At 62.8% G+C, this 22,230-nt stretch carries 25 protein-coding genes; 13 read left to right on the top strand and 12 right to left on the bottom strand.

Translation table 11 applies throughout. The features are described from left to right. Positions 1–22: 22 nt before the first annotated feature. The 3 genes from ACIQLI_RS02150 to ACIQLI_RS02160 all read right to left on the bottom strand — a co-directional run bounded on the left by ACIQLI_RS02150 (position 23) and on the right by ACIQLI_RS02160 (position 4,298). Positions 23–2,377: a glycoside hydrolase family 65 protein gene (locus ACIQLI_RS02150; protein WP_400384545.1), complete on the bottom strand. Its 2,355-nt coding sequence runs from the start codon at positions 2,375–2,377 to the stop codon at positions 23–25. Between the two features lie 30 nt (positions 2,378–2,407). Next, positions 2,408–3,139, bottom strand: coding sequence for an HAD-IA family hydrolase (locus ACIQLI_RS02155; protein WP_354232115.1), 732 nt, complete (start codon positions 3,137–3,139; stop codon positions 2,408–2,410). A 541-nt stretch (positions 3,140–3,680) separates the two neighbouring features. After that, positions 3,681–4,298, bottom strand: coding sequence for a phospholipase (locus ACIQLI_RS02160; RefSeq protein WP_354232113.1), 618 nt, complete (start codon positions 4,296–4,298; stop codon positions 3,681–3,683). A gap of 26 nt (positions 4,299–4,324) precedes the next feature. On the opposite strand from ACIQLI_RS02160, the gene ACIQLI_RS02165 reads away from it, so the two are divergent. Next, positions 4,325–4,792, top strand: coding sequence for a helix-turn-helix transcriptional regulator (locus ACIQLI_RS02165; RefSeq protein ID WP_354231953.1), 468 nt, complete (start codon positions 4,325–4,327; stop codon positions 4,790–4,792). A 10-nt stretch (positions 4,793–4,802) separates the two neighbouring features. Further along, the gene (locus ACIQLI_RS02170; RefSeq protein ID WP_207595927.1) at positions 4,803–5,204 is read left to right on the top strand and encodes a VOC family protein; all 402 of its coding nucleotides are present in this window, start codon (positions 4,803–4,805) and stop codon (positions 5,202–5,204) included. 64 nt (positions 5,205–5,268) lie between these two features. On the opposite strand, the gene ACIQLI_RS02175 is transcribed toward ACIQLI_RS02170, so the two are convergent. From ACIQLI_RS02175 to ACIQLI_RS02185, 3 genes are all read right to left on the bottom strand, one after another. Beyond that, complete coding sequence (locus ACIQLI_RS02175) at positions 5,269–6,444, bottom strand: glutamate--cysteine ligase (RefSeq protein ID WP_400384548.1); 1,176 nt, start codon at positions 6,442–6,444, stop codon at positions 5,269–5,271. Between the two features lie 37 nt (positions 6,445–6,481). Next, positions 6,482–6,937 (bottom strand): hypothetical protein, encoded by a 456-nt coding sequence (locus ACIQLI_RS02180; RefSeq protein ID WP_400384550.1) that lies wholly within the window; start codon positions 6,935–6,937, stop codon positions 6,482–6,484. A gap of 216 nt (positions 6,938–7,153) precedes the next feature. Continuing rightward, on the bottom strand, positions 7,154–7,927 hold the full coding sequence (locus ACIQLI_RS02185) for a GAF and ANTAR domain-containing protein (protein WP_400384552.1): 774 nt from the start codon (positions 7,925–7,927) through the stop codon (positions 7,154–7,156). Positions 7,928–8,105: 178 nt separating this feature from the next. On the opposite strand from ACIQLI_RS02185, the gene ACIQLI_RS02190 reads away from it, so the two are divergent. The 6 genes from ACIQLI_RS02190 (at position 8,106) to ACIQLI_RS02215 (ending at position 13,415) form a co-directional block, all read left to right on the top strand. Continuing rightward, positions 8,106–8,537, top strand: coding sequence for a hypothetical protein (locus ACIQLI_RS02190; RefSeq protein ID WP_354231945.1), 432 nt, complete (start codon positions 8,106–8,108; stop codon positions 8,535–8,537). 253 nt (positions 8,538–8,790) lie between these two features. Next, positions 8,791–8,982, top strand: coding sequence for a hypothetical protein (locus ACIQLI_RS02195; protein ID WP_400384554.1), 192 nt, complete (start codon positions 8,791–8,793; stop codon positions 8,980–8,982). A 298-nt stretch (positions 8,983–9,280) separates the two neighbouring features. Beyond that, positions 9,281–10,072, top strand: coding sequence for a DeoR/GlpR family DNA-binding transcription regulator (locus ACIQLI_RS02200; RefSeq protein ID WP_280626056.1), 792 nt, complete (start codon positions 9,281–9,283; stop codon positions 10,070–10,072). After that, positions 10,069–11,061 carry a 1-phosphofructokinase family hexose kinase gene (locus ACIQLI_RS02205; protein WP_400384556.1) on the top strand — a complete coding sequence of 331 codons (993 nt, stop codon included), beginning with the start codon at positions 10,069–10,071 and terminating at the stop codon, positions 11,059–11,061. Before ACIQLI_RS02200 ends, ACIQLI_RS02205 begins: the two co-directional genes overlap by 4 nt. Then, a complete protein-coding gene (locus tag ACIQLI_RS02210) occupies positions 11,058–13,067 on the top strand; it encodes a fructose-specific PTS transporter subunit EIIC (protein ID WP_400384558.1) in 2,010 nt (669 codons plus the stop codon). The genes ACIQLI_RS02205 and ACIQLI_RS02210 overlap by 4 nt, the downstream gene beginning before the upstream one ends. A gap of 69 nt (positions 13,068–13,136) precedes the next feature. After that, positions 13,137–13,415, top strand: coding sequence for an HPr family phosphocarrier protein (locus ACIQLI_RS02215; protein ID WP_017197107.1), 279 nt, complete (start codon positions 13,137–13,139; stop codon positions 13,413–13,415). Positions 13,416–13,537: 122 nt separating this feature from the next. Here ACIQLI_RS02215 and ACIQLI_RS02220 read toward each other — a convergent pair whose 3' ends face one another. From ACIQLI_RS02220 to ACIQLI_RS02235, 4 genes are all read right to left on the bottom strand, one after another. Next, the gene (locus ACIQLI_RS02220; RefSeq protein ID WP_354231937.1) at positions 13,538–14,125 is read right to left on the bottom strand and encodes a TetR family transcriptional regulator C-terminal domain-containing protein; all 588 of its coding nucleotides are present in this window, start codon (positions 14,123–14,125) and stop codon (positions 13,538–13,540) included. 6 nt (positions 14,126–14,131) lie between these two features. Continuing rightward, entirely contained in the window at positions 14,132–14,689 is a 558-nt protein-coding gene (locus ACIQLI_RS02225; protein WP_354231936.1) for a hypothetical protein, read from the bottom strand. A 101-nt stretch (positions 14,690–14,790) separates the two neighbouring features. Next, the gene (locus tag ACIQLI_RS02230; RefSeq protein WP_400384561.1) at positions 14,791–15,753 is read right to left on the bottom strand and encodes a DNA topoisomerase IB; all 963 of its coding nucleotides are present in this window, start codon (positions 15,751–15,753) and stop codon (positions 14,791–14,793) included. A 41-nt stretch (positions 15,754–15,794) separates the two neighbouring features. Continuing rightward, positions 15,795–16,274: a Dps family protein gene (locus ACIQLI_RS02235; protein WP_024819119.1), complete on the bottom strand. Its 480-nt coding sequence runs from the start codon at positions 16,272–16,274 to the stop codon at positions 15,795–15,797. A 307-nt stretch (positions 16,275–16,581) separates the two neighbouring features. On the opposite strand from ACIQLI_RS02235, the gene ACIQLI_RS02240 reads away from it, so the two are divergent. Beyond that, positions 16,582–16,752 carry a hypothetical protein gene (locus tag ACIQLI_RS02240; RefSeq protein WP_172323795.1) on the top strand — a complete coding sequence of 57 codons (171 nt, stop codon included), beginning with the start codon at positions 16,582–16,584 and terminating at the stop codon, positions 16,750–16,752. Between the two features lie 51 nt (positions 16,753–16,803). Here ACIQLI_RS02240 and ACIQLI_RS02245 read toward each other — a convergent pair whose 3' ends face one another. Next, positions 16,804–17,019, bottom strand: a complete 216-nt coding sequence (locus ACIQLI_RS02245; RefSeq protein WP_354231932.1) for a hypothetical protein — start codon at positions 17,017–17,019, stop codon at positions 16,804–16,806. A 116-nt stretch (positions 17,020–17,135) separates the two neighbouring features. Between ACIQLI_RS02245 and ACIQLI_RS02250 the strand changes: the two genes are divergently transcribed. The 3 genes from ACIQLI_RS02250 to ACIQLI_RS02260 are packed head-to-tail and all read left to right on the top strand — an operon-like array spanning position 17,136 to position 18,667. Then, entirely contained in the window at positions 17,136–17,660 is a 525-nt protein-coding gene (locus ACIQLI_RS02250) for a DUF6328 family protein (protein ID WP_354231930.1), read from the top strand. Between the two features lie 5 nt (positions 17,661–17,665). Next, positions 17,666–18,379, top strand: a complete 714-nt coding sequence (locus ACIQLI_RS02255; protein WP_354231929.1) for a DUF6766 family protein — start codon at positions 17,666–17,668, stop codon at positions 18,377–18,379. A gap of 24 nt (positions 18,380–18,403) precedes the next feature. Next, positions 18,404–18,667 carry a Rho termination factor N-terminal domain-containing protein gene (locus ACIQLI_RS02260; protein WP_400384565.1) on the top strand — a complete coding sequence of 88 codons (264 nt, stop codon included), beginning with the start codon at positions 18,404–18,406 and terminating at the stop codon, positions 18,665–18,667. 30 nt (positions 18,668–18,697) lie between these two features. Here the strand turns inward: ACIQLI_RS02260 and ACIQLI_RS02265 are convergent, their stop codons facing one another. Further along, on the bottom strand, positions 18,698–19,564 hold the full coding sequence (locus ACIQLI_RS02265) for a Ku protein (protein WP_400384567.1): 867 nt from the start codon (positions 19,562–19,564) through the stop codon (positions 18,698–18,700). Between the two features lie 38 nt (positions 19,565–19,602). Between ACIQLI_RS02265 and ACIQLI_RS02270 the strand changes: the two genes are divergently transcribed. Next, a complete protein-coding gene (locus tag ACIQLI_RS02270) occupies positions 19,603–22,143 on the top strand; it encodes an ATP-dependent DNA ligase (protein ID WP_400384569.1) in 2,541 nt (846 codons plus the stop codon). Positions 22,144–22,230 lie beyond the last annotated feature (87 nt).

The raw sequence follows: 22,230 nt of genomic DNA on the forward strand, positions 1-22,230 counted from the left end.
AGTAGCCCGCGCAGCCTGGACGCTACCGGATGATCGGAAGTCCCGCCGTGGGGAAGACGCTGGGGAAGATCGACGGCGGTGGCACCGGCACCGTTCCCAGCGGAACCAGGACGGTATCCGCGCCGACCGTCACCACCCGCTCCCGTACGTTCACGTGCAGCGGTTCGTCGCTGTAGTCCGTCCCGGGGATGAGTGTCAGCCCGATGGAACCCTGCGCCAAGTCAACAGCCAGAAGGCGCCCTTGGACCTTGAGGCGGAAGGACAGGCCCTCCCACTCCACAGGCAGGCGTGGATCAAACCGCAGCAGCTCACCCTGGTCCCGCATCCCGGCGAACCCACAGACCAAGGAACTCCAGATTCCTCCGGTGGAGGCGATATGGACGCCGTCGATGGTGTTGCCGTGCGAGTTGTCGAGGTCGATGAACAGCGCCTCCGTGAAGTGCTGGAGCGCGACGTCGCCGTACCCCACCTCAGCAGCCATGATGCCCTGCACGCAGGCGGACAAGGTGGAATCGCCTGTGGTGATGGGATCGTAGAAGTCGAAAGCTCGTTGCTTTTCCTCGGCCGAGAAGTCCTGCCATTGGAGGAACATCGCCAACACAGTATCGGCCTGCTTGAGGACCTGGTGCCGGTAGATCACCAACGGGTGGAAGTTCAGCAGCAGCGGGTACTTGGACTTGGGCGTGTTCCAGTCCCACGGCTCCAAGGTCATGAAGTCGTTGTCCTGGCTGTGGAGCTGCAGGTGTGGATCGTAGGGAAGGAACATCCGCTCGGCTGCCTGACGCCACACCAAACGCTCCGTGCCGGCAATGCCCTCGTGCTCCAACGCCGCGGCTGCACGAAGGTTAAAGCGCGCCATGACGTTGGTGTACAGGTTGTCATTGACCACGGCTGTGTACTCATCCGGGCCGGTGACGCCGTGGATGTGGAACATGCCGTCCTTGCCGAAGAAGCCCAGCGACGCCCACATGCGTGCTGTCTCGATCAGCAGGTCGGCACCCAGTTCCGCACGGAAGGTGGGATCTGCGCTGGCCCATTCATACCTGTTGGCGGCGAACGCGATGGCCGCGGCGATGTGGAACTGGGCCGTGCCGGCGGCGTAGTAGGCGCTGGCTTCCAGGCCGTTGATGGTCCGCCAGGGGAACAGTGCACCGTCCACGCTGAGTTCTTTGGCTCGCACCCTCGCGTCGGGCAGCATGGCGTGCCGCGATTCCAGGACCTTCCGGGCACCGCAAGGATTGGTGTACGTCAGGTACGGCAGGAGGTAGATTTCCTGGTCCCAGAAGTAGTGGCCCTCGTAGCCGGAGCCGCTCACACCCTTGGCGGGGATTCCCGCTACTCCGGCACGCGCAGTGGCCTGGGCCAGTTGGAACAGTCCCCACCGGACCGCCTGCTGCATTTCCGGCTGGCCACCGATCAAGATGTCGGCCGTGGTCCAGTACTCGTCGTAGTGCGCTTTGCTCTGGGCCAGGATATCGGCGAACGGCACCAGCTTCGCTTCGGCTTCCGCTGCCAGGCTTTCGCCGCGGTCTTCGGCGTCCGTGGAGCCTGCCACCAGGTAACTGACCGTTTTCTCCAAACGGAACGTGTCGCCGTCGTGGATTGCCAGAACGTAGCGGACGGATGAGTCGTCCTCCCCCACCAACGTCTCGAAGGGCTGGCCTTCGGCGGAGATCCAGTGATCCACGGCCATGGCCACGCGCTGGCGCGATTCGGCCGTCTCCCAGGCAAGGCGCAGGGAACCGTCAGTACCCTGCAGGTGCAACGGCAGCAGGACACGGCCGGCGTGCCGGCCCGAGCGGCGCGGATCGTGGGCCGACTGGTCCTCGACAGGCTGGTCCTGACGGTTCACGACGCCCGAGGTGATGTCCGCGGACACGTCCCGGTCAGCTGTCAGTGACAGTTCCAGGCCAAGGCAACCGCGCGAATCGAACCCCACCGCCCTGCGCTCCACCGTGGTGACGGTGGCACCCGAACGGCAGGCCCACGTGATGCTCTCTTCATAGACGCCGGTGGAAAAGTCCACGCTGCGGCTGTAGTCAGTCACCGTGGACTCAGCCAGGCTCAGGGCCTCGCCATCGATGGACACCGTGAAGTTATTGGCATCCGGGACATACACAATCCGTTGGCCGGTCCTGGCGAAACCGTAAGCATTCTCGGCGTGCTTGATGTCCCAGATCTCGTGGAAACCGTTGATGAACGTGCCGGGAAGTTCGCCGTCGCCCGCCGTTGAGTGCGAGCCGCGGATACCAAGGTGGCCGTTGCCAAGTGCGAACAGCGTTTCCAGCGTTCCCTCGTCACCGGGGACGTGGATATTCTCCACGAGCCTCCAGGGCTCACAGGGGAAGCGCAGCCGATCGGAGCTGATGAGTGCCATGGGCGGTTGAAATCCTTCGAAAAAGTAGGGTCAGAGAAGATCGTTGAGGTCGTCCACCACCAACGTGGCACCGGCGTCGAGCAGGGTTTGGCGGCCCGCCCCGCGGTCCACGCCGATCACGGCGTAAAAGTCGGCACCTGCACCGGCCTGCACCCCGGACACCGCATCTTCCACCACTATGCATTCCTCCACAGGCACGCCCAGCAGGCCTGCGCCGTAGACATAGGTGGCAGGGTCAGGCTTGCCGGGAAGCCCAACACCGGCAGCCACCTGACCGTCCACCACCACCTCGAAATGGTGGTCCAGGCCGGCAGCCTTCAGGACGGCAGGCGCGTTGCGCGAGGAGGACACAACCGCGACTTTCAGGCCCAGCTCCACCGCGGCATTGATGAATTTGACCGAGCCTTCAAACGGCTCAACGCCACGGGAATTCACGATCTCGTTGAAGATGGCATTCTTGCGGTTGCCCAGGCCCTGCACGGTGACGTTGTCCGGGTGGTCGTGGACCGGGCCTTCGGGCAAAGTGATGCCACGGGATGCCAGGAAATCCCGGACACCATCGAAGCGCGGCTTGCCATCAATGTGGTCGAAGTAATCGCTTTCCTGATACCCCTGCGGGTGTCCCGTCCGGGCAAGGTAGCCGTCGAACAGTTCCTGCCACGCCTGCTCGTGCACCACGGCAGTGGGCGTCAGCACGCCGTCGAGGTCGAACAACAGCGCCGAAGCGCCCGTCCAGGCATTACGAAGATCAGTCATGTGCATTCCGTTCAGCGCTTGCGGCGCGTGTTTTTGCGTTCGATGAGCTTGGTATCGGGCAAGTGGTTGGAAGGATTTTCAGTATTCACTGACACGTACTGGACGCATCAGCCGCGTTCCCGGAACCCGGTCAACGCACCGAACGCGGATTCATCACCATGGGCAAACGCCGCCGCGGGCCTCCCACCACGGGCGATGGGTTCCGTCATTGCCCGCTCAGTCACAACGCGGTGCTCATTGCTCGAGAGAACGGCCAAGTCCACATGCCCCAGCCCAGCAAGTGTTGGGGTACTTGCCAGGTTGCGTGTTCGTCATCGATACCTACATTGTCCCACGGAACAATTAGCATGCACCACGGCCTCAACCCTTCCCTGCTCGCCTGACGCCTTCACGGGAGACCCCCGCGGGGCCACCAGCCAAAAGTGTAAGCGCTTACAATTTTGTCATTCAACAGTGTGCAGTCGAATGCGAAATTGTGACGCGGATCGCACCACGAGATTGATTCCGGAGCCCCGATGCCTTCTAATCCGGACCCCAACCCCCAGCTCTAACCCAGCACGTAGAACTTCAAGAAGGCGCTGACGTCCACCAGCTCAGGCGGCTCGATCCTGTGTCCCATGCCCGGGTAGGTCCGTGCCGTCAGGGCCACGTTGGCCTCCAGCCACTCGCCTGTGTGGGCAATCGCGTCCTCATTGATGACAGGATCGGCCTTGTCCCTTCCCCAGAAGAACGGCGGCGGGGTGTCGAAGGATTCACTCAAGGCAAGGAGATCGTTGTCCAGCACAAAACCGGACAGGCCCACCGTGGCCTTGAAGGCGTGGGGCCGCAGGCGCAGGAGCGTGCTGGCCATGGCCATCCCCTGCGAATACCCCAGCAAGCTGACGCTGCTGTGGTTGTCCTTGACGGAGTTGATCCAGTTGAATACCGAGTTGGTGGAGGCGATGACATCAGCAAAGTCGTTGGTCAGGAAGTAGTCCAGCAGGAACCAACCGTAATGGTCCCCGATCACCTTGGGACCGCGAAGCGCAGCGCACGTGAACTCGCCCGGGAGATGCGGAAAGAGGTCCACCATGCGCTGTTCGCTGGTTCCATACCCGTGCATCATCACCAGCAACGGAGTGCCCTCGCGCTGGTTTTCGGGCTTTGACCACACCACTGAATCCATGGGCATGAGCCTAGTAGACTGGCGCCATGACTCCGCAGGAACTGGCCAACCTGGCCCATCTGCGGCGCGCCCGCGACTTCATTGACCGCGAGTACGCGCGTCCGTTGGACGTGCCCACCATGGCCGCCGGCGCCCTCATGTCCCCCGCGCATTTCTCCCGCCAGTTCAAGGCCGCCTACGGAGAATCGCCCTACAACTACCTCATGACCCGGCGGATCGAGCGGGCCATGGCCCTGCTCCGGGCGGGGACCAGCGTCACGGACGCCTGCATGGAAGTGGGGTGTACGTCGCTGGGATCGTTCAGCACGCGCTTCACGGAAATCGTAGGCATCAACCCCAGCGAATACCGCTCCCGCGAACACCACGCGGTCAAGGCCATGCCCACCTGCATCGCCAAACAGCACACCCGGCCTGAAAGAGCCGGCAAAGGCAAAAATCCGGTTCCTGAAACACTGAGCAGGATTGAAGAAGCGCCCACGTCACAGCTGCAATAGCGTGTGGTTCATGAACATTTCATTGAAGTACGCACATGTCACTGTCAACGATGTAGACGAGTCGCTCGCCTTCTACCGCGACGCCCTGGGTTTCGACGTCCGGAACGACGTCGGCTCGGACGGCCAGCGTTGGGTCACCATCGGCAGCGATGCCCAGCCGGACCTTGAACTGGTCCTTTCCCCGCCGCATGCCGGCCGCTCCCAGGCCGACGGCGACGCCATCCAGGAACTACTGACAAAGGGCGTCATGCCCATGCTGGTGTTCACCACGGATGATCTGGACGGCACGTTCGAGAAACTCCGCGCGTCCGGAGCCGAGGTACTCCAGGAACCGATCGACCAACCGTGGGGCCCGCGCGACTGCGCCTTCCGCGATCCCTCCGGCAACATGATCCGCATCAATCAGGGCTGACGGGCAGCTTCCCGTCCGGCGGCGGTTTTCCAGTTCGGTGGTCACAGGCCCAGCGGGCCGGTGGTCACAGACTCAGCAGTCCGGCGTCGGACCGTTCGCCATCCTGGTGCGTCGACGCGATGGCGGCGGATACGACGTCGGACAACCGGCGCCGCTGGCTGTACGCCTGGCGTTGCAGCCGCTCGCCGGTGCCCCGACGGAGGATGTTGGCCACGCCTGCCCGTGCGAGCGCGAGGTCGCCGGCCCCCGTTAGGGCCACACGAATGTGCCGGAGCAGGGCGCCCGCAACGTCCGCGGCGGGGTAGGGCCGCTGCTCCAGCGGGTGCAACAACTGCTGGTTGATGCCAAAGCGGCTGGCCTTCCAGTTCGCCATGCGGATGACCGGCGTCAACGTGCTCGACGCCGGTTTTCCCCGCCGCCATTCAGCCGCCGAAGTCTCCACCAGGGCACGGGCAATGACGGCAATGGTGAGGGCGTCTTCGGCGTACAGGCAAACGTCGGCGATCCGGAGTTCAACGGTGGGGTGCCCCCTGGAGAGGCGGGCATCGAAGTAGATCATGCCCTCATCCAACGGAACGCCCGTCCCCAACAGCTCCGAAAGCATCGCTTGGTAGCTCTCCGCTGAACCGAAAACGTCCATGGGGCCCGCCGTGGGCCACCTGTTCCAGATCTGGGTGCGGTAGCTGGCGAAGCCGGTGTCGGCTCCCATCCAGAAAGGAGAATTGGCGCTCAAGGCCAGGAGGACCGGCAGCCAGTGCCGCATCCGGTCAAGGACGGCGACCCCTTCTTCCGGCGATTCGATGGAGACGTGGACGTGGAAACCGCAGGTGAGCTGCTCACGGGAAATCAAGCCAAATTCCGTCCCCATCGCCGCGTACCGCTGGTTGCCCAGTGTGGGTGTGGCGTGGAAGACCGGCGGGGTGGCCAACGCCGCGACGCGAGCACCCACGGCCCGCGCAGCTTTGTCAGACAAGGCCCGCCCGGCACGGATCTCGGCCCTGAGTTCGGCCGCAGTCCGGCAAGGGCGCGAATTGACCTCCACCTGCTCCTGCTTGAACTCCGACTTCAACGTCGCATTCCCGGCGCCGGCCTCCCCGCCGGTTGTTTCGCCGGTTGCTTCTCCGGCTGCTTCTCCGTAGAGCGGAGCCGCCACGTCCAGGATGTCTGCGGCCAACGCCAAAGGCGTGCCGTCCGCGGGATCCGCGATCAACAGTTCCTCTTCAACACCAAACGTGCGCATAGCCACCCTCCCGCTGTTGGTTGTTCAGAGACGGCGGTCATCCAACGTGGCGTGGAACCTCCATTTGGAAACCGCAACGGCAATGCAGCACCTGCGTCTGCAAATAGACCTCCAGGAGGCTGGGGCTGTCCGGATCATCCGTGGTCCGGGGCGCCTCAATCACCCGCTCGGTGGGACGTCCCAAGGTCATGGGATCCCCGCAATGGGTGCAGCTGAACCAGAGTCCCGCTGCGGAAGTGGAGAGAAATTCACGTTGGATCTCAGGGACCAAGGCCTCCAGGCGGACAGCGTGGGCGTAGAACGTATCGCACTCGCTGCAGGTGTAGCTGACTTCTACTACCTCGGACTGATTCGGCTGGGCTTCAACCACCGTTTCAACAAAAATGTACGAATCAGTGCCGCATACTGTGCACCAGGGCCGCGCTCCGGTCTCACCGGCTGCGGGATCCGTCCCTTTGGCAGGTTTCGGGACGGGCAGGGATCCAAGCGTCATTGCCATTCTCCTTTTACTTCTCCAAGGAGCCCGCATGCGTGCACGGAGAGCCGGCCGAATGCGGCCACGGCTGAAAGTGCAGTTCTTGGACCATCCGAGATGGCACCGGGTGACATGTGGCTCCAAGGGCTATCTGCTTAACCCACCTAAAATGTAGTTCACCAGTGGCGCGCGTCACAAGTCACGGCCTGGCGGTCGGGAGCCCGCCTGTCTGGCTTAGGGCTCGAAATGGGCCACAGGAGCCTGCTTGGCAACACTCTGGACCAGGGACTCGGCGACCTCCCGCAGCTTCTGGTTCCGGGTGCTGGAGGCCTTCTTCAGAATCTGGAACGCCTCTTCCTGGGTACAGCGGTTCTGACCCATGATGATCCCGCTGGCAAGGTCAATGACGGTCCGGGATTGCATGGCGTCCTGGAGATCGTCAGCGTGCTGCTGCTTCACCCCGATGCGCACGGCCAACCGCAGCGAGCGCTCGGCCTGGCTTGCGTACAGCTCACAGTTTCGGATGGTGGCTTCGTCGTAGACGCCTGCCTGCGGGGCGAAGAAGTTCAATGCAGCAGCGGCACCTTCGTCCAACTCCAGGGGGACGCAGAGGGCCGACAGATGACCTCGTGCGGCGATGACGGTGCAATACTCTTTCCACCGCTCTTCAGTGGACGTGTCCGGAACGTGCACAGTGGCACGGCTTCGCATTGCTTCCAGACACGGCCCATCACCGTAGGCCTGCTGAATTTCGTCGATCAGCCTGGCTTCGGGGGTGCTCCCGGCCACCGTTGCCGTACGTCGTCGCCGGCTGAGGGTAATGCCGCAGTGCACAGGCACGCCCACGGCTTGGGACACAGCCGCTGCTGAAAAGACGGCCAACTCTCCCAGGAATCCGCCCACGTCCTCGCTGTCGATAACAAGGTCTTGAAGACGGTCAGGTACCGAATCGTCGTCAGGCGCTGAGGCGGCATCAGGCAGCACCAAGTCAACGTTCATTTCGCTCATGCCTTAGTTTACGATCGTCCGGGCCGGGCTTGTCACCCCCGGCAGGAATGGTTGCAGAATCCTTGCATATGCGGTGCACCTATGTGCACAATCTAGCTAAAGTCCCCATCACAGGACCCAGGCTTTTAGCTCAAGCAGACGGGCGTGCCGCATTTTTTCGATGCCGAGGTACAGACCCATGCCGGCCCAGCCAGCGTCCAGAGTTCCGGATGAAGCACACCAACCACCCGATGAGCCTTTGTGGTGCCAGCACTGCGACTCGGACAAGCACCTGCTGGTGAATTCCATCCAATCGCACTATCCACCCGCGCCCAACATGGTTGAAGTCACCTACGAGTGCCACGCCTGCAGGTACGCCTATCAACAGGTTGCGTCCGTCCAAAGGGTTGCGCTGGTACTGAACCGTCCAGGCGTCTCCCAGGGTGTGCTGCAGTTCGGCGGCCAGTATCTGCATTGCGGCGAGCCCATGAAAACCAAAAGCTGCGAGCTTCGCCGGATCCAAGCCCCCTTGGTCTTGAGGCCCGGCGGTCAATTGAGGATGTACGAGGTCCTTATCAACACACGCATCCTCGGATGCCACTGCGGCTTCCGCATGGAGATCCCGGAATGAGGATCAGCGGCCGCAACACCAGTTCTGGAGCTACCGGGAGGGACAGCATGCACGCGGAATCACAGAGAAAAGAACCTTCGACAACCAGCTCGCAGCTCAGGCCGGCCAGCAGGCGCAAGCTTCCCGACCCGCCGGATCCGGATAATCTGCCCATTGACTACCGGAGTTCCGGATGGGCCACCACCTGGTATCCGTCGTCTGCCCCGGAAAGCCTCAGACCGCACCGCCCGTCGCGCCAAAGGAGTTCCTGACCATGAGTGAATTCCCACCGGACCCGTCACATCCGGACCCCACCCGCGATCCCGGCCCGGATCCAACCCGCGAACCCGGGCCTACACCCGAGCCCGTTCCCTTGCCGGAGCCGGGACCGCCGCCGGTTCCCGACCCTACGCCGGGACCTACGGCGCCTCCCCCTCCGGGCACGGTGAACCGCCCGTTCCCCTGACGTAACGGGGAACTGGACACCACTCCACACCAGGCAGGTACCTCCCGGCCTCTTCCACAGACCGGATCCTGGCAAAATCCCCCAGTCAGGATCCGCACGAGGGCATGTCGCGCTACAGGGAGCGCGGCATGCCCTTTGGCGTGTCCGCGCACTGCAATTCCCCACGATCTTTGTTTGTGTTGCTTTCTCTTGACTTACCAACATAAACAAAGATAGAGTCAAGCAATTCCACATCGTTGTGACAGCAGTCACGGAAGTGGCCGTCCTGAAGACCTGGCTTGACCGCAATGGAGGGTAAGTGTTCGCCGAAGAACGCCAGCAACTGATCTCCGCACTCGTCGCAGAGCGCGGACGGGTGAGCGTCACAGACCTTGCCGACCGTTTCAGCATCACCACTGAGACAATCCGTCGCGACCTCGCGGCCCTCGAAGTCTCCGGAAACCTCCGCCGCGTCCATGGCGGTGCAGTACCGTCCGACCGCCTGAGCACCCGCGAGGAAAGCATCCTTGAGCGGGCGGTACAGCGTCAGGTGGAGAAACTCCGCATCGCCAACGCAGCCCTGGCACTGATCCCGGAACTCACAACAGGCAGCATCCTGCTGGACGCAGGTTCCACCACGGAAACGCTGGCAGACCTACTGGCCCAGCGGACACCCGCGGCCAACGGAAACGATGAACTCGTGGTGATTACCCACGCCATCCCCATCGCAGGCAAACTTTCCTCCACGCCGGGCATAGCACTGCAGATCCTTGGCGGCCGGGTCCGCGGACTGACGCAAGCCGCCGTCGGGCAGTCCACGGTGGAAGCTGCGTACAAACTTCGCCCGGACATCGCTTTCGTGGGTGCCAACGGCATCCACGCAACCTTCGGCCTCAGCACCCCCGATCCCGAGGAAGCTGCGGTAAAAGCCGCTTTCGTCACCTCAGCCCGCCGCGTAGTAGCCCTGGCCGACTCTTCCAAGCTGGACTCCGAAACGCTGGTCCAGTTCGCCACCCTGAAGGATGTTGACACCTTGATTACAGACAGCCAACCGTCCGCAGAACTCGCCGCGGCCTTGGCCGACGCCGGCGTAGACGTGGTGATCGCATGATCGTCACCTTGACTGCCAACCCCAGCCTGGACCGCACTGTGGAACTACCCGGCGCCCTGGCCCGCGGCGAGGTGCAGCGCGCCGTGGCCGTCCATCAGGAATCGGGCGGAAAGGGCGTCAACGTTTCACGGGCGCTCGTGGCCTCCGGCCTCGACACCCTGGCAGTGCTTCCGGGCGCGGATTCGGACCCGGTACTTTCCGGACTGCACGACGGCGGCGTGCCGTTCGCGGCGCTGCCCATCGGCCAGGCGCTCCGCAGCAATGTCACGCTCACCGAACCTGACGGCGTCACCACCAAGATCAACGAACCCGGCCCGGAACTGAGCGAAGAACAGCAGGAAGCCCTGATCGGGCTGCTGCTGGAACGCTCCCGTGGCGCGAGCTGGGTGGTACTCGCAGGTTCGCTCCCACCAGGAGTTCCCGCGGATTTCTACGCCACCATCGCCCGCCGGCTCCGGTCAACCCCGGACGGAACGACCTCCCCAAGCATCGCCATTGACTCCTCCGGGGGGCCGCTTGCGGCGTCTTTGGTGGGCGATGCCTCCGGTAAGCCGGACCTCCTGAAGCCGAACGCGGAAGAGCTCGCAGAGCTTGCCGCCGCCGCCGGTTTCACCAGCGTCTCCACTGCTGACGAACTGGAAGCGGATCCGGCCAAAGCCGCTGAAGCTGCAGCCGCCGTCGTCGCCAGCGGTGTAGGTGCCGTTCTCGCAACACTCGGGTCCAAAGGAGCAATCCTGGTGACGGCGGACGGAGCGTGGCTGGCCACGCATCCGCCCATCAAAGCCGTCAGCACGGTAGGCGCCGGGGACTCTGCACTGGCCGGCTACTTGCTGGCTGCAACCCAAGGCGGCTCCGCGCAGGACTGCCTTCGTCAAGCCGTGGCGCATGGTGCCGCTGCTGCCTCCCTGCCGGGCTCCACTGTCCCGGCAGTCCACCAGACAACCCCCAATGCCGTAACCATCACGGCCCTCCAGAAGGACTCACAGTGACCCAGCTGATCACAACCCAATTGGTCACCCTCGACCAAAACCTGGGCGACTCCCCTGCCGACGTCATCCGCGTCCTGGCCGGCAAAGTTGCCGCCACCGGCCGTGCCTCCGAGGTTGAAGGGCTCTTTACCGACGCCTTCGCCCGCGAGCAGAAGACCGCAACCGGCGTCCCCGGCGGCATCGCCATCCCGCACTGCCGCTCTGCTGCGGTCCAGGAGCCTGCCTTGGCCATGGCCCGGCTGTCCCACAAGGTGGATTTCGGTGCCAAGGACGGCCCGGCAGACCTGATCTTCTTCATCGCAGCCCCGGATGGCGCAGACCAGGAACACTTGAAGCTGCTGTCCAAGCTGGCCCGCTCCCTCATCAAAAAGGACTTCACGGCGGCGCTGCGTGCAGCTGCCACCGAGCAGGACATTGTGGACCTCGTGGACGGCGCCCTGGCCGACAAGCCTGCGGCTGCGCCCGCCGAGGCTGCACCTGCTGCTGCCGGCACGACGGCGGCTGCCGCGCCAAAGCGCATTGTGGCGGTGACCGCTTGCCCCACAGGTATTGCACACACGTACATGGCGGCTGACTCGCTGGTTGCTGCTGCCAAGGAAATGGGCGTTGACCTCCAGGTGGAGACCCAAGGTTCCTCAGGTGCCAAGCCGCTGGACCCGGCCGTGATTGCAGCAGCCGACGCAGTAATCTTCGCCGTCGACGTTGATGTTCGCGGCAAGGAGCGCTTCGCCGGCAAGCCGGTCATCAACGCGCCGGTCAAGCGGGGCATTGACGAACCCACCAAGATGGTCGAGGAAGCACTTGCAGCTGCCGAGGACCCCCGCGCACGTCGCGTTCCCCATGCCGGAGCCGAAGAGCAAGCCGAGCGTGCCGAGGACGAGAAGGGCGAGCACATTGGCCAAAAGCTGAAGCGTGCACTCCTCACCGGCGTCAGCTACATGATTCCCTTCGTGGCCGGCGGTGGTCTGCTGATCGCCCTCGGCTTCCTGTTGGGCGGCTACGACATCACTGAAGTAGCGGACAAGGTGGTGCTGGAGAACAACTTCGGCAACCTGCCTGAAGGAGGGCTCACCATCTACCTTGGTGCGGTCCTGTTCAAGATCGGCGCCCTGTCCATGAGCTTCCTGGTCCCGGCATTGGCTGGCTACATCGCCTACGCCATCGCCGACCGGCCGGGTATTGCCCCCGGTTTCGTTGCCGGAGCCGTGGCCAGCTTCATGGACGCCGGGTTCCTCGGCGGCATCATCGGCGGTCTGCTGGCCGGTTACATCGCCTACCTGATCGGCACCTGGCAGGTACCGCGCTGGCTCCGTGGCTTGATGCCCGTGGTGATCATCCCCCTCCTCGGTTCCATCTTTGCTTCAGGTTTGATGTTCCTTGTCCTCGGCGGACCCATCGCCGGCCTTACCTTGGCTCTCAACAACTGGCTCACGGGCATGAGTGGCGCTTCAGCAGTGGTTCTGGGCATCATCCTTGGCCTCATGATGTGCTTCGACCTCGGCGGCCCCGTCAACAAAGTTGCCTACGCCTTCGCGGTGGCCGGCTTGACCGCGGGCAGTGCCGACAACCAGGCTCCGTGGCTGATCATGGGCACAGTGATGGCAGCAGGCATGGTTCCGCCGCTGGCCATGGCGCTTGCCACCGTCCTGAACAAGAAACTCTTCACCCTCAACGAGCGTGAAAACGGCAAGGCGGCCTGGCTGCTGGGTGCTTCCTTCATCTCCGAAGGTGCCATTCCCTTCGCTGCAACAGACCCCCTGCGGGTCATTCCCGCCAGCATGGTGGGCGGCGCCCTGACCGGTGCACTCTGCATGGCCACGGGAGTAACTTCCCAGGCACCCCACGGCGGTTTCTTCGTCTTCTTCGCCATTGGCAACCTGCCGATGTTCATCATCGCCATCGTGGCCGGCATGGTGGTCAGCGCCCTGGCCGTCATCGCCCTCAAGCGCTTTGCCGTCAAGAAGCCGGTGGAAGCGGAAGCCGCGCCGGCAACCGCCAGCGTCTAAACCCCCACCGGTCTAGACTTCCAACAACGCCACCTCCCACAACCGCCACCCTTCACAAAAGGAGCACCAATGCCAGAACGTACAGCCACCATCGCAAGCCGCGTCGGCCTCCACGCCCGCCCTGCAGCCATCTTTGCCGAGGCAGCAGGGGACCTGGACCTCGATGTCACCATTGCACGCCAGGGAGAACCTGCCGATGACGCCATGGACGCGGCCAGCATCCTGTCCCTGATGAGCCTGGGCGCCTCCCACGGCGACGTGGTGGTGCTGCGCGCCGAAGGTGAAGGTGCGGACGCCGCCTTGGACAGCCTGGTGAAGATCCTGGAAACGGACCACGACGCCGAATAGGGATATTCAACCCTCAGCGCTGCGCAAAGAGCCTGGCGACTCCCGGATCCGGGTGTCGCCAGGCTCTTTTTGTGGCTGTCGGCGTCCCCGGTGTCGCCATCACGTGCGGAAGCGCCAACGGGTCATGGACCGGCGAGCTCGTCGAGATGGCGCGCGAGCAAGCTGGGCATCTCGCTGGACCCAGGCAGTTTCCCACTCCACAATCCATGCATCGCGATTCCGTCAAGAAGTGCACGTAACCGCTGGGCTTCATACTCCGGATCGCGCTCCGCGTGGAACTGACCCGTTTCAGCCAGGATGTGCACAGCTGCGCGGCATGCGCGCTCTACTGCGTCGCTCAGTCTGGTCGCAGCAGGACGAAGCCCGCTGTCGGTAAGGGAAAGAACGCCGAGTTGGACTTGTGCCACCAATTCCAAGCGCCGCTCTTTGTCGAGAGGAAGCAATTGCAGCAGCAACCCATCAACCAGGGCGCGGCCGGTCAGCTCAAGTGCGGAGACCCTGGCGGTAACCCGGTCCTCAATGAGTTGCAGGCAGTACTCCCTGAGGGCATGCTGCGTGGCAAAGGCACGCCGCAACGAAGCGGCGGCAATGCCCGCTTCCGCTGCGACCCCGCGCACCGAGAGGCCCTGGAGCCCATCACGTTCAAGGACACGTAACGAAGCCTCCGCAATCGCTGCGGTGCGTGCCTCTGCGTCGATTCTCCGGGGCATGGCGCTTCACCGCGAAGAAGAAGCAGCGGACACGGTTCCGGCGGCCTTCTTCGGCCAGATCGTGTAACTCACTGCCCACAGGAAATCGATGGCGAAGATGATTCCCAGGATGCGAAAGAACCCCGAGAGGGCTGAGGTTCGTTCCGCGTCGTTGACAAGAAGAATAATCGCTCCCAGGGTCGCAGCGGCGATGACCACCGCCAACGCAGTAAGGATGACATCCCGCCAGCATTTGGCCGTGTAGCGCATTCCTGTGAGCCGTTCCGGCGCGGGCCCGCCGGAGAACCGGTGTTGGAAGTGCGCATCGGCCCATGCCACCATGCGTTTGCCGTACGCGATGGAGACGCCAATGTAGATCGCCGCCAGTCCGTGCTGCCATGAGGCTGTTCCCCCGCCCAGCAGATCGACTGCGACCAAGGCAAGCAGGACTGCATCGATCACGGGAGCAAGGATCAGGAGAGTTCCGCCAAGGCGGGGTTTCCGCAGCAGATACCGCGCTGCGAGCCCGGCGATGATCGCCACCCAGAAGGCAACTTCGCACACCACGATCGCGATCAGGATCATTTACCGCTCCTCAACGTTCTTCCAGTCGAGCTTTATTAGTACGAGTGTACTCATAAAATTCACTCGAGGAGCCGGCGTCAGGGCATGGCAGTCGCCCCTGGTTACATCCTCGGCGTTTCGCCGTTCAGGAAGGCGGCCACGGAAGCCTCCGTGGGCTTCACGCCCTTCAGCTCTCCGGAGAGGTAAGCCTCAATGATGCGGGGGTCAACATAGGAGGAACGGGCCACGGACGGGGTGTTGCCCAAAAGTTCCGAGGCCTCCTTGATGGCCCTCACAATCGCTTGCCGGGGAGTTCCCTCATGGCCGGATTTGATCAGGCAAAGAGCCGCAGCCGCAGTACCCTTCCAGGTTCGGAAATCCTTGGAGGAGTATGCCTCGCCTGCGACACCGCGCAGGTATTCGTTGATCATGGACGCGTCCACCGAGACCCACGTCCCCTCTGAGAGGTAGGCAAGCAGGCGTTCCTTGCCTGGGCGCCCGGCCAGCGGTTCCAAAAAAGCGGCCAAAGCGGGGTCGTGGATGGATTTGTCCCACAGTTGCCCGCTTTTGCCCGGGAACTTCAGGAAGACATCATGCCCTTCCACCCGTGCATGACGGCATCGAAGAGTGGTGAGCCCATAGGAGCCGTTTTGCTTCATGTAGACCTCAGAGCCAACCCGAAGGGCCCCGAGGTCCATCAGCCGTACTGCCGCGGCGAGGGTCTGCTGCCGGGGATCTTCGGTGTTCTGCAGGTGGACGGTGACGTTGCGCCGGATCGCCGGCAGGACCAGCCCCAGCTTGGCGGCCCGAATGAACTTCTCGGTATCCTTCCGCTCCCGCCACGTGGGGTGGTAAATGTACTGGCTGCGCCCTGCATCATCGACGCCCGTGGCAAGGATGTGTCCATTCTCGAAAGGGCTGATCCACACATCGGTCCATGCAGGAGGGATCGCCAGCGCATTGATGCGCCGGCGATCCTCTTTGCTGACCAGGCTCCCGTCGGGGTGCCGGTAGCTGAACCCTTTTCCTACCTTGCGGCGGACGATGCCGGGCTTGGACAGGTCAGTGCGCTTAAGCCTTGGCACGGTTCTTCCGCCTGCTCGTGATCGGCCCGGCCCGTTGGGTTCTAGGCCTCGTCCGGATCCGTCACGGCAGCGCCGGCATTCATGATTTCCGCGTTGATCATCCATACCAGCTGCTCAAGGCGGGAGATGAACGCGTGCAGCAGGTCCGCCGTCGTGGGATCTTCCTCATCCACTTCGTCATGGACATCGCGCATTGTCTGGACAGCACGCTCCACGCGGTCGGTGACCAGCTTGACCGCATTCTTGGTGTTGACCAGGCCTGCCGGGAACTCCTCCAGGCGCGTGCCCTTGGCGATGGTCGCACTGCGGCCATCGGGCAGGGCGTGCAGGGCCCTCATGCGTTCGGCGGTGTCGTCAGCGAATTCCCGCGTGGCCACTACCAGCTCGTCCAGCTGGAGGTGAAGGTCACGGAAGTTCGGCCCCACAATGTTCCAGTGCGCCTGCTTCCCTTGAAGCTGGAGCTCAATAAGGTCTGTCAGGACGATCTGAAGGTTGTCTGCAAGCTGCTGTGACGCTTTCATGTGTTCCTCTCATAGACGTTCATGTGAGCCTAAAACGTGCCGCAAAGTTTCTGCGGCAACTGCCCAATCATCAGGTGACGACTTCAATAAGCCTTTCATAAGGAAGCTTAGTAGTACAATGAGAACTGTTAGTGTTCACGACTGGCGAACCACTCCGGAGGGCCGCTGGCAGGCAATAACGGCAAAGGCACTTTGAGGCGGCGGAACGCCTCCAGGTACCGGCATAACTCAATCGAAGTAATCGGAATGCATAGTTGGGAACCTGCGACATTAGTCAAAGATTCCCCCAGAAAGGAATGTGCTGACCATGAATACACTTCTGATCATTGCTGGTGTAGTAGCAATTGTTCTTCTCTTGGTAGGCGGCTTCACCGAAGCACTGAGCTGGCTGCTGTGGGTAGGCGTCATCCTGCTCGTCGTCGCAGCCATTGGCTGGCTGCTGAGCTTCATGTCGGGTCGCAGGGGACACACGGTATAGAGCAGGGGACAGGGTGGAATGCCGGGGGCACCGCCTCCGGCATTCCTGCTCTCAGGCCGGGCCATCTCCGGTGGCCGAGGGCGGCGGGGCCGCATCCGGATCCTTTGGCGTCGGGAACTCGTCGCCGGGAGCTTCAGGCACCCCCTGAGCGGGCCGTTCCGGGGTCTCGCGTTCGTCTCCCTGACCAGGCATTTCCTGTTCGGGGGTTGGCGTTCCGTAACCCCCGGGTTCGTTTTCCGGGTCTACCCGGTGATCGTCCTGGCTCATTTTTCCTCCTTGAAAATCCGATGAGGCCCCGATAGCGAGATCGAGGAATGCTGACAGTTCCGACCGTAGTCCGGTGCTTGGTCGGCGTCCACAGAAACCACCACGGAGGTGCATAGATGGTTGAGCCGGAGCAGGCTCCCAGGATTGGCAGGAACGAGTCCACAGAGGAACGGATGGACCGCAACTGGATGGAATTGATCCAGGAGTTACGGGTTCTCCAGACAGGGGTACAAATCCTTGGCGGTTTCCTGCTCACGCTCCCCTTTCAGGAACGGTTCGAACTCCTGGATGACTGGCAGCGGAGTCTCTACCTGTTCAACGTGATGGTGGCAGCGCTGACCACCGTCCTGATTGTGCTGCCCGTCAGTGTTCATCGCCGCCTGTTCCGCAGGGGGCTCAAAGCCACCTTGGTCTCCAGCGCCGACGTTGTGACCAAGTGGGCCCTGGCCGGCGTGGCCTTGTTGATTGTTGGCTCCGCCACTCTGGTGTTCGACTTCACCGCCGGACGGACCGCCGGGCTGGTAGCCGCCGGATTCATCATCCTGGTGCTGCTGCTCCTGGTGGTGGGAACGCCGCTCTGGCTGCACCGCCGGGCCGTCCGAAACGGCAGCGGCAACAACGGGACTGCAAAGGAAGAGTGAGTGGGATGCTGCGACCCGCCAAGCACAACCAGGGTTCCGGCAAGGACACCCGGCCCCCGCGTCACTGGGTCAAGGACCACGGCTTGCTGCTGGTCAATGCGGGGCTGTTCGTCGTCTTCCTCGGCGGAATGATCCTCTCAGGAGCAGCCCATTACAGCGAGGAACAGCAAGCCCACGGTGGGCCGGCAACCGGAATTTCGGATTTTCTGACGTCAGGCAGCTTCTGGGAAGCAGTCTTTGAGAACTGGGAGTCGGAGTTCCTCCAGATGGCCATGTACGTGGTCCTGACGGTTTTCCTGTTCCAGCGCGGCTCCTCGGAATCCAAGCCGGTGGATAAGGACGCACCCCAGGACGAAGATCCCCGAGATGCCAAAGTGTCCGCCAAGACCCCGTGGCCGGTGAGGCGCGGCGGTTGGGTTCTGAAGGTTTACGAGCACTCATTGTCCGGGCTGCTGGGCCTGCTTTTCCTGCTCTCGTTCACCCTGCACGCGGTGGGCGGTACGGCCGCCTACAACGAGGAACAGCTCAGCCATGGCCTTCCGGAGGTCTCCACGTGGGAGTACATCGGTTCCAGCCAGTTCTGGTTTGAGTCCTTCCAGAACTGGCAAAGCGAATTCCTTGCCGTGGCAGTTTTGGTGGGCGCTTCTGTGTACCTTCGCGAGAGGGGTTCGCCGGAGTCAAAGCCCGTGGCAGAGCCGCACTACGAGACCGGCGCCTAACCAATGAAGAGAAAGGAACGCACCGTGCCAGGAAAGAAGAATTCCAGTGTGAAGGACCCGGGACTCTATGAAGAGCTTCGCGAGGATGGCGCCTCAAAGGAAAAGGCTGCACGCGTCTCGAACGCGGCCGCGGCCAAGGGCCGCACGGAAGTAGGACGCAAGGGCGGAAAGTCCGGCGATTACGATGACTGGACCGTGGATAAATTGAAAGCCCGCGCCAAGGAACTCGGCCTCAAAGGCTATTCAGACAAGAAGAAATCCGAGCTCATTTCCATGCTGCGTCACTAAAAGCAAGAGAAAGCAAATAACGACGCCGGTTCAGGCCTTCTTCTTGGCCCGCGCCTTGGGCTTGCCGGCAGTTTTGCCGGCGGCAGCGCCGTCGTCGTCCGCTTTTTCCTTGCCGCGCTTCTTGTCCAGGCTGCGCTTGAGCGCCTCCATGAGGTCGATGACGTCGCCGCCTTCGCCTTCGCCCTCAACAGCGCCGAACGTGGCCTCAGTGTCCAGGGCCTCGCCCTTGTCCAGCTTGGCCTCGATCAACGTCTTCAGCTGGACCTGGTAGTCATCGGTGTACTCATCGGGATCAAAGTCATGAGCCATGGATTCCACCAAGGCGGAGGACATCTCCAGCTCCTTGTCCGAAATCTTGATGTCGCTCTCAAGGGAGGGGAACTTGGCTTCACGGACTTCGTCGCCCCATAGCAAAGCCTGCAGCAGCAGGACATCACCACGCACCCGCAGCGCACCCAAACGGGTCTTCTGCCGCAGCGCGTACTGGACAATGGCAATCCTGTCCGTGTCCTCCAACGTCTGCCTCAGCAACATGTAAGCCTTGGGCGATTTGGAATCCGGCTCCAGGAAATAGCTGCGTTCATACATGATGGGGTCCAGCTGTTCAGCGGGGATAAACTCCACCACCTCAATTTCGCGGCTGTTCTCCTCCGGCAGCGACTTCAATTCCGCAGACGTCAGGACAACGGTGCGGCCTTCTTCTTCGTAAGCCTTGTCGATATCCTCATACGCCACGACATCGCTGCAAATTTCGCATTTCCGCTGGTACCGAATACGCCCGCCGTCCTTATTGTGGACTTGGTGCAGGCTAATATCGTGATCCTCCGTGGCACTGTAGAGCTTCACTGGTACGTTGACCAGACCGAACGCGATGGATCCCTTCCATATGGCCCTCATGCACCCAGTCAACAGCACAACACAGCAGAGGAGAAGAGGTGGCAGGCAAGCAACAGGAGCGCGTGAACGTGGAAGGCCACGAGCTCACCCTCACCAACCTGGGGAAAGTCATCTACCCGGAAACCGGCACCACCAAGGCCGAAGTGCTGGAGTACTACGCCGCCGTCGCTCCTTTCCTCATTCCCGCAGCGGCCAACAGGCCGGTGACCCGCAAGCGTTGGGTCAATGGAGTGGGCACAGTTGAGAATCCCGGGGAGGTGTTCTTCCAGAAGAACCTTGAGGACTCCGCCCCCCGCTGGATTCCCCGGGCCGCCATTCAGCATTCGGACCACATCAACGTTTATCCCATGGTCAACAACCTGGCCACACTCACGTGGATGGCACAGATCGCCTCGCTGGAAATCCACGTTCCGCAGTGGCAAGTGGATCCCTCGGGAAAGCCGCTCCGCCCCGACCGCTTTGTCCTGGACCTTGACCCCGGGCCCGGGGCGGGACTGCCCGAGTGCGTTGAGGTGGCCAAGCTGGCCCGCTCCATCCTGCAGGATATGGGCATGGATCCTGTCCCCGTCACCAGCGGCAGCAAAGGCATCCACCTCTATACGGGCCTCGACGGCACTCTGAAGTCCGAGCAAGTGTCCGCCTTCGCCAAAGAGCTTGCCCGCGCCCTGGAGTCCGACCACCCCGAGCTGGTGGTCAGCGACATGAAAAAGTCCCTCCGCCACGGCAAGGTGCTGGTGGACTGGAGCCAGAACAGTGGGAACAAGACCACCATCGTCCCCTACTCACTCCGCGGCAAGGCGCGCCCTACCGTCGCGGCACCGCGTACGTGGCGTGAGCTCACCTCCGCCTCGTTGGAGCACCTGGACTTCCAGGCCGTGATGAAGCGTGTGGCTACCGGGAAGGACCACTTCGCACCAATTTCCGAACGGCACCTTCCGCCCCACGGTGAGGACGAGAAGGACGACGACGGCGCTGCCGCAGGCGGCTCAGGCACCTCCCGTGAGCGGGTGGTGACGGTGGAGAACCGTCTCGCCAAGTATGTCGGGATGCGCGATCCGGGCAAGACCCCGGAGCCGTTTCCGTCGTCGTCGGCCGTTACTGCCTCCCCGCAAACAGGGGGCTCGTCCTCGGATCAACCGAAGCCGGGCGACCCGCCGCCGCCGGGTGGCATTTTTGTCATCCAGGAGCATCACGCCCGCCGCTACCATCTGGATTTCCGGTTGGAACGCGACGGCGTCCTGGTTTCGTGGGCACTCCCCCGCGGCGTTCCTGAAACTCCGGACCGCAACAATCTGGCCGTGCACACCGAAGACCATCCCATGGACTATGCCAACTTCGCGGGCGTCATCCCCAAAGGCGAGTACGGCGCGGGGACGGTCAGCATCTGGGACCGCGGCGAATACACGTGCGAGAAATGGCGCGACGGCAAGGAAGTGATTGCGACCCTCACAGGCGAGCCGGGCGGTGGACTTGGTGGTACCAAACGGCTCGCGCTGATCAATACGGGTCAGAACTGGCTGATCCATCTGATGAAAGAACAGCCTGGCAGGCGGCGGGGCGGAGCATCCGCAGCCAAAGCCGTGGCAGCCGAATCCAAGCCGGCGGCTCCGCAGCCCATGCCGAACTACACCCCCATGCTCGCTACCTCCGGATCCACGGCCGACCTCCATGGCGATGATTGGTTGTATGAACTCAAGTGGGACGGGATCCGGGCGATCATCACGGGAACCGAGGGCAGGATCCGCCTCATGAGCCGCAATGGGAACGACCTCACGGCCACGTACCCGGAACTGACGGACCGCGAATGCTGGCCCGATGGCGACTTCGTGGCTGATGGCGAAATTGTTGCGCTCGGCAAAGGATCGCGGCCTGATTTTGGCCGGCTGCAACTCCGGATGAACCTGGTCAAGACCGCCGACATCCAGCGGGCCCGGGCCGCAGTCCCGGTGCAGCTCATGCTGTTCGACCTTCTGTACGACGACGGCACGGACCTGAGCGGGCTGCCCTTCCGGGAGCGTCGCGAAAAACTCTCGGGGTTCGCGGAGCGCTTGCCCAAGGGCTGTCCGCTTCACCTTTCAGCAGTGTTGGACCACGATGTAGAGGACCTCATGGGCAGCGCCGCCGAGCTGGGCTTGGAAGGTGTGATGGCCAAGAAAGCCGACAGCCGTTATGTGACCGGCCGCCGGAGCAGGTCCTGGCTCAAGCTCAAGCTGGAGCAGAGCCAGGAGGTGGTGGTGGGTGGCTGGCGTCCCGGTGCCGGGGCTCGAAGCGGGACGTTCGGTTCCTTGCTGTTGGGCATCCCGGACGGCGGCAAACTGCACTATGTGGGCAGAGTTGGAAGCGGATTCAAGGACTGGCAACTGCGGGACATCATGGAGGTTCTGGAGCCCCGCGCCGTGACCGAATCCCCTTTCGCGGACATCCCCCGTGAGGATGCCGCTGGAGCCACGTGGGTCAGCCCTGAACTGGTGGCCGAGGTGACTTTCGGAGAATGGACGGGGCCCGGCCGGCTGCGGCATCCCGTGTGGCGTGGGTGGCGCCCGGACAAGTCCCCCGAGGACGTAAGCCAGCCCAACTGAGTAACAGATAACGCTCTATTGAAGGTTCAATAGGACGTGTGCTGTCACTCAGTTGGGCTGGCTACGCGGGGTGGTGCAGTTCGGGTA

It is taken from the genome of Paenarthrobacter sp. NPDC091669, assembly GCF_044756725.1.
GTDB lineage: Bacteria > Actinomycetota > Actinomycetes > Actinomycetales > Micrococcaceae > Arthrobacter > Arthrobacter bambusae_C.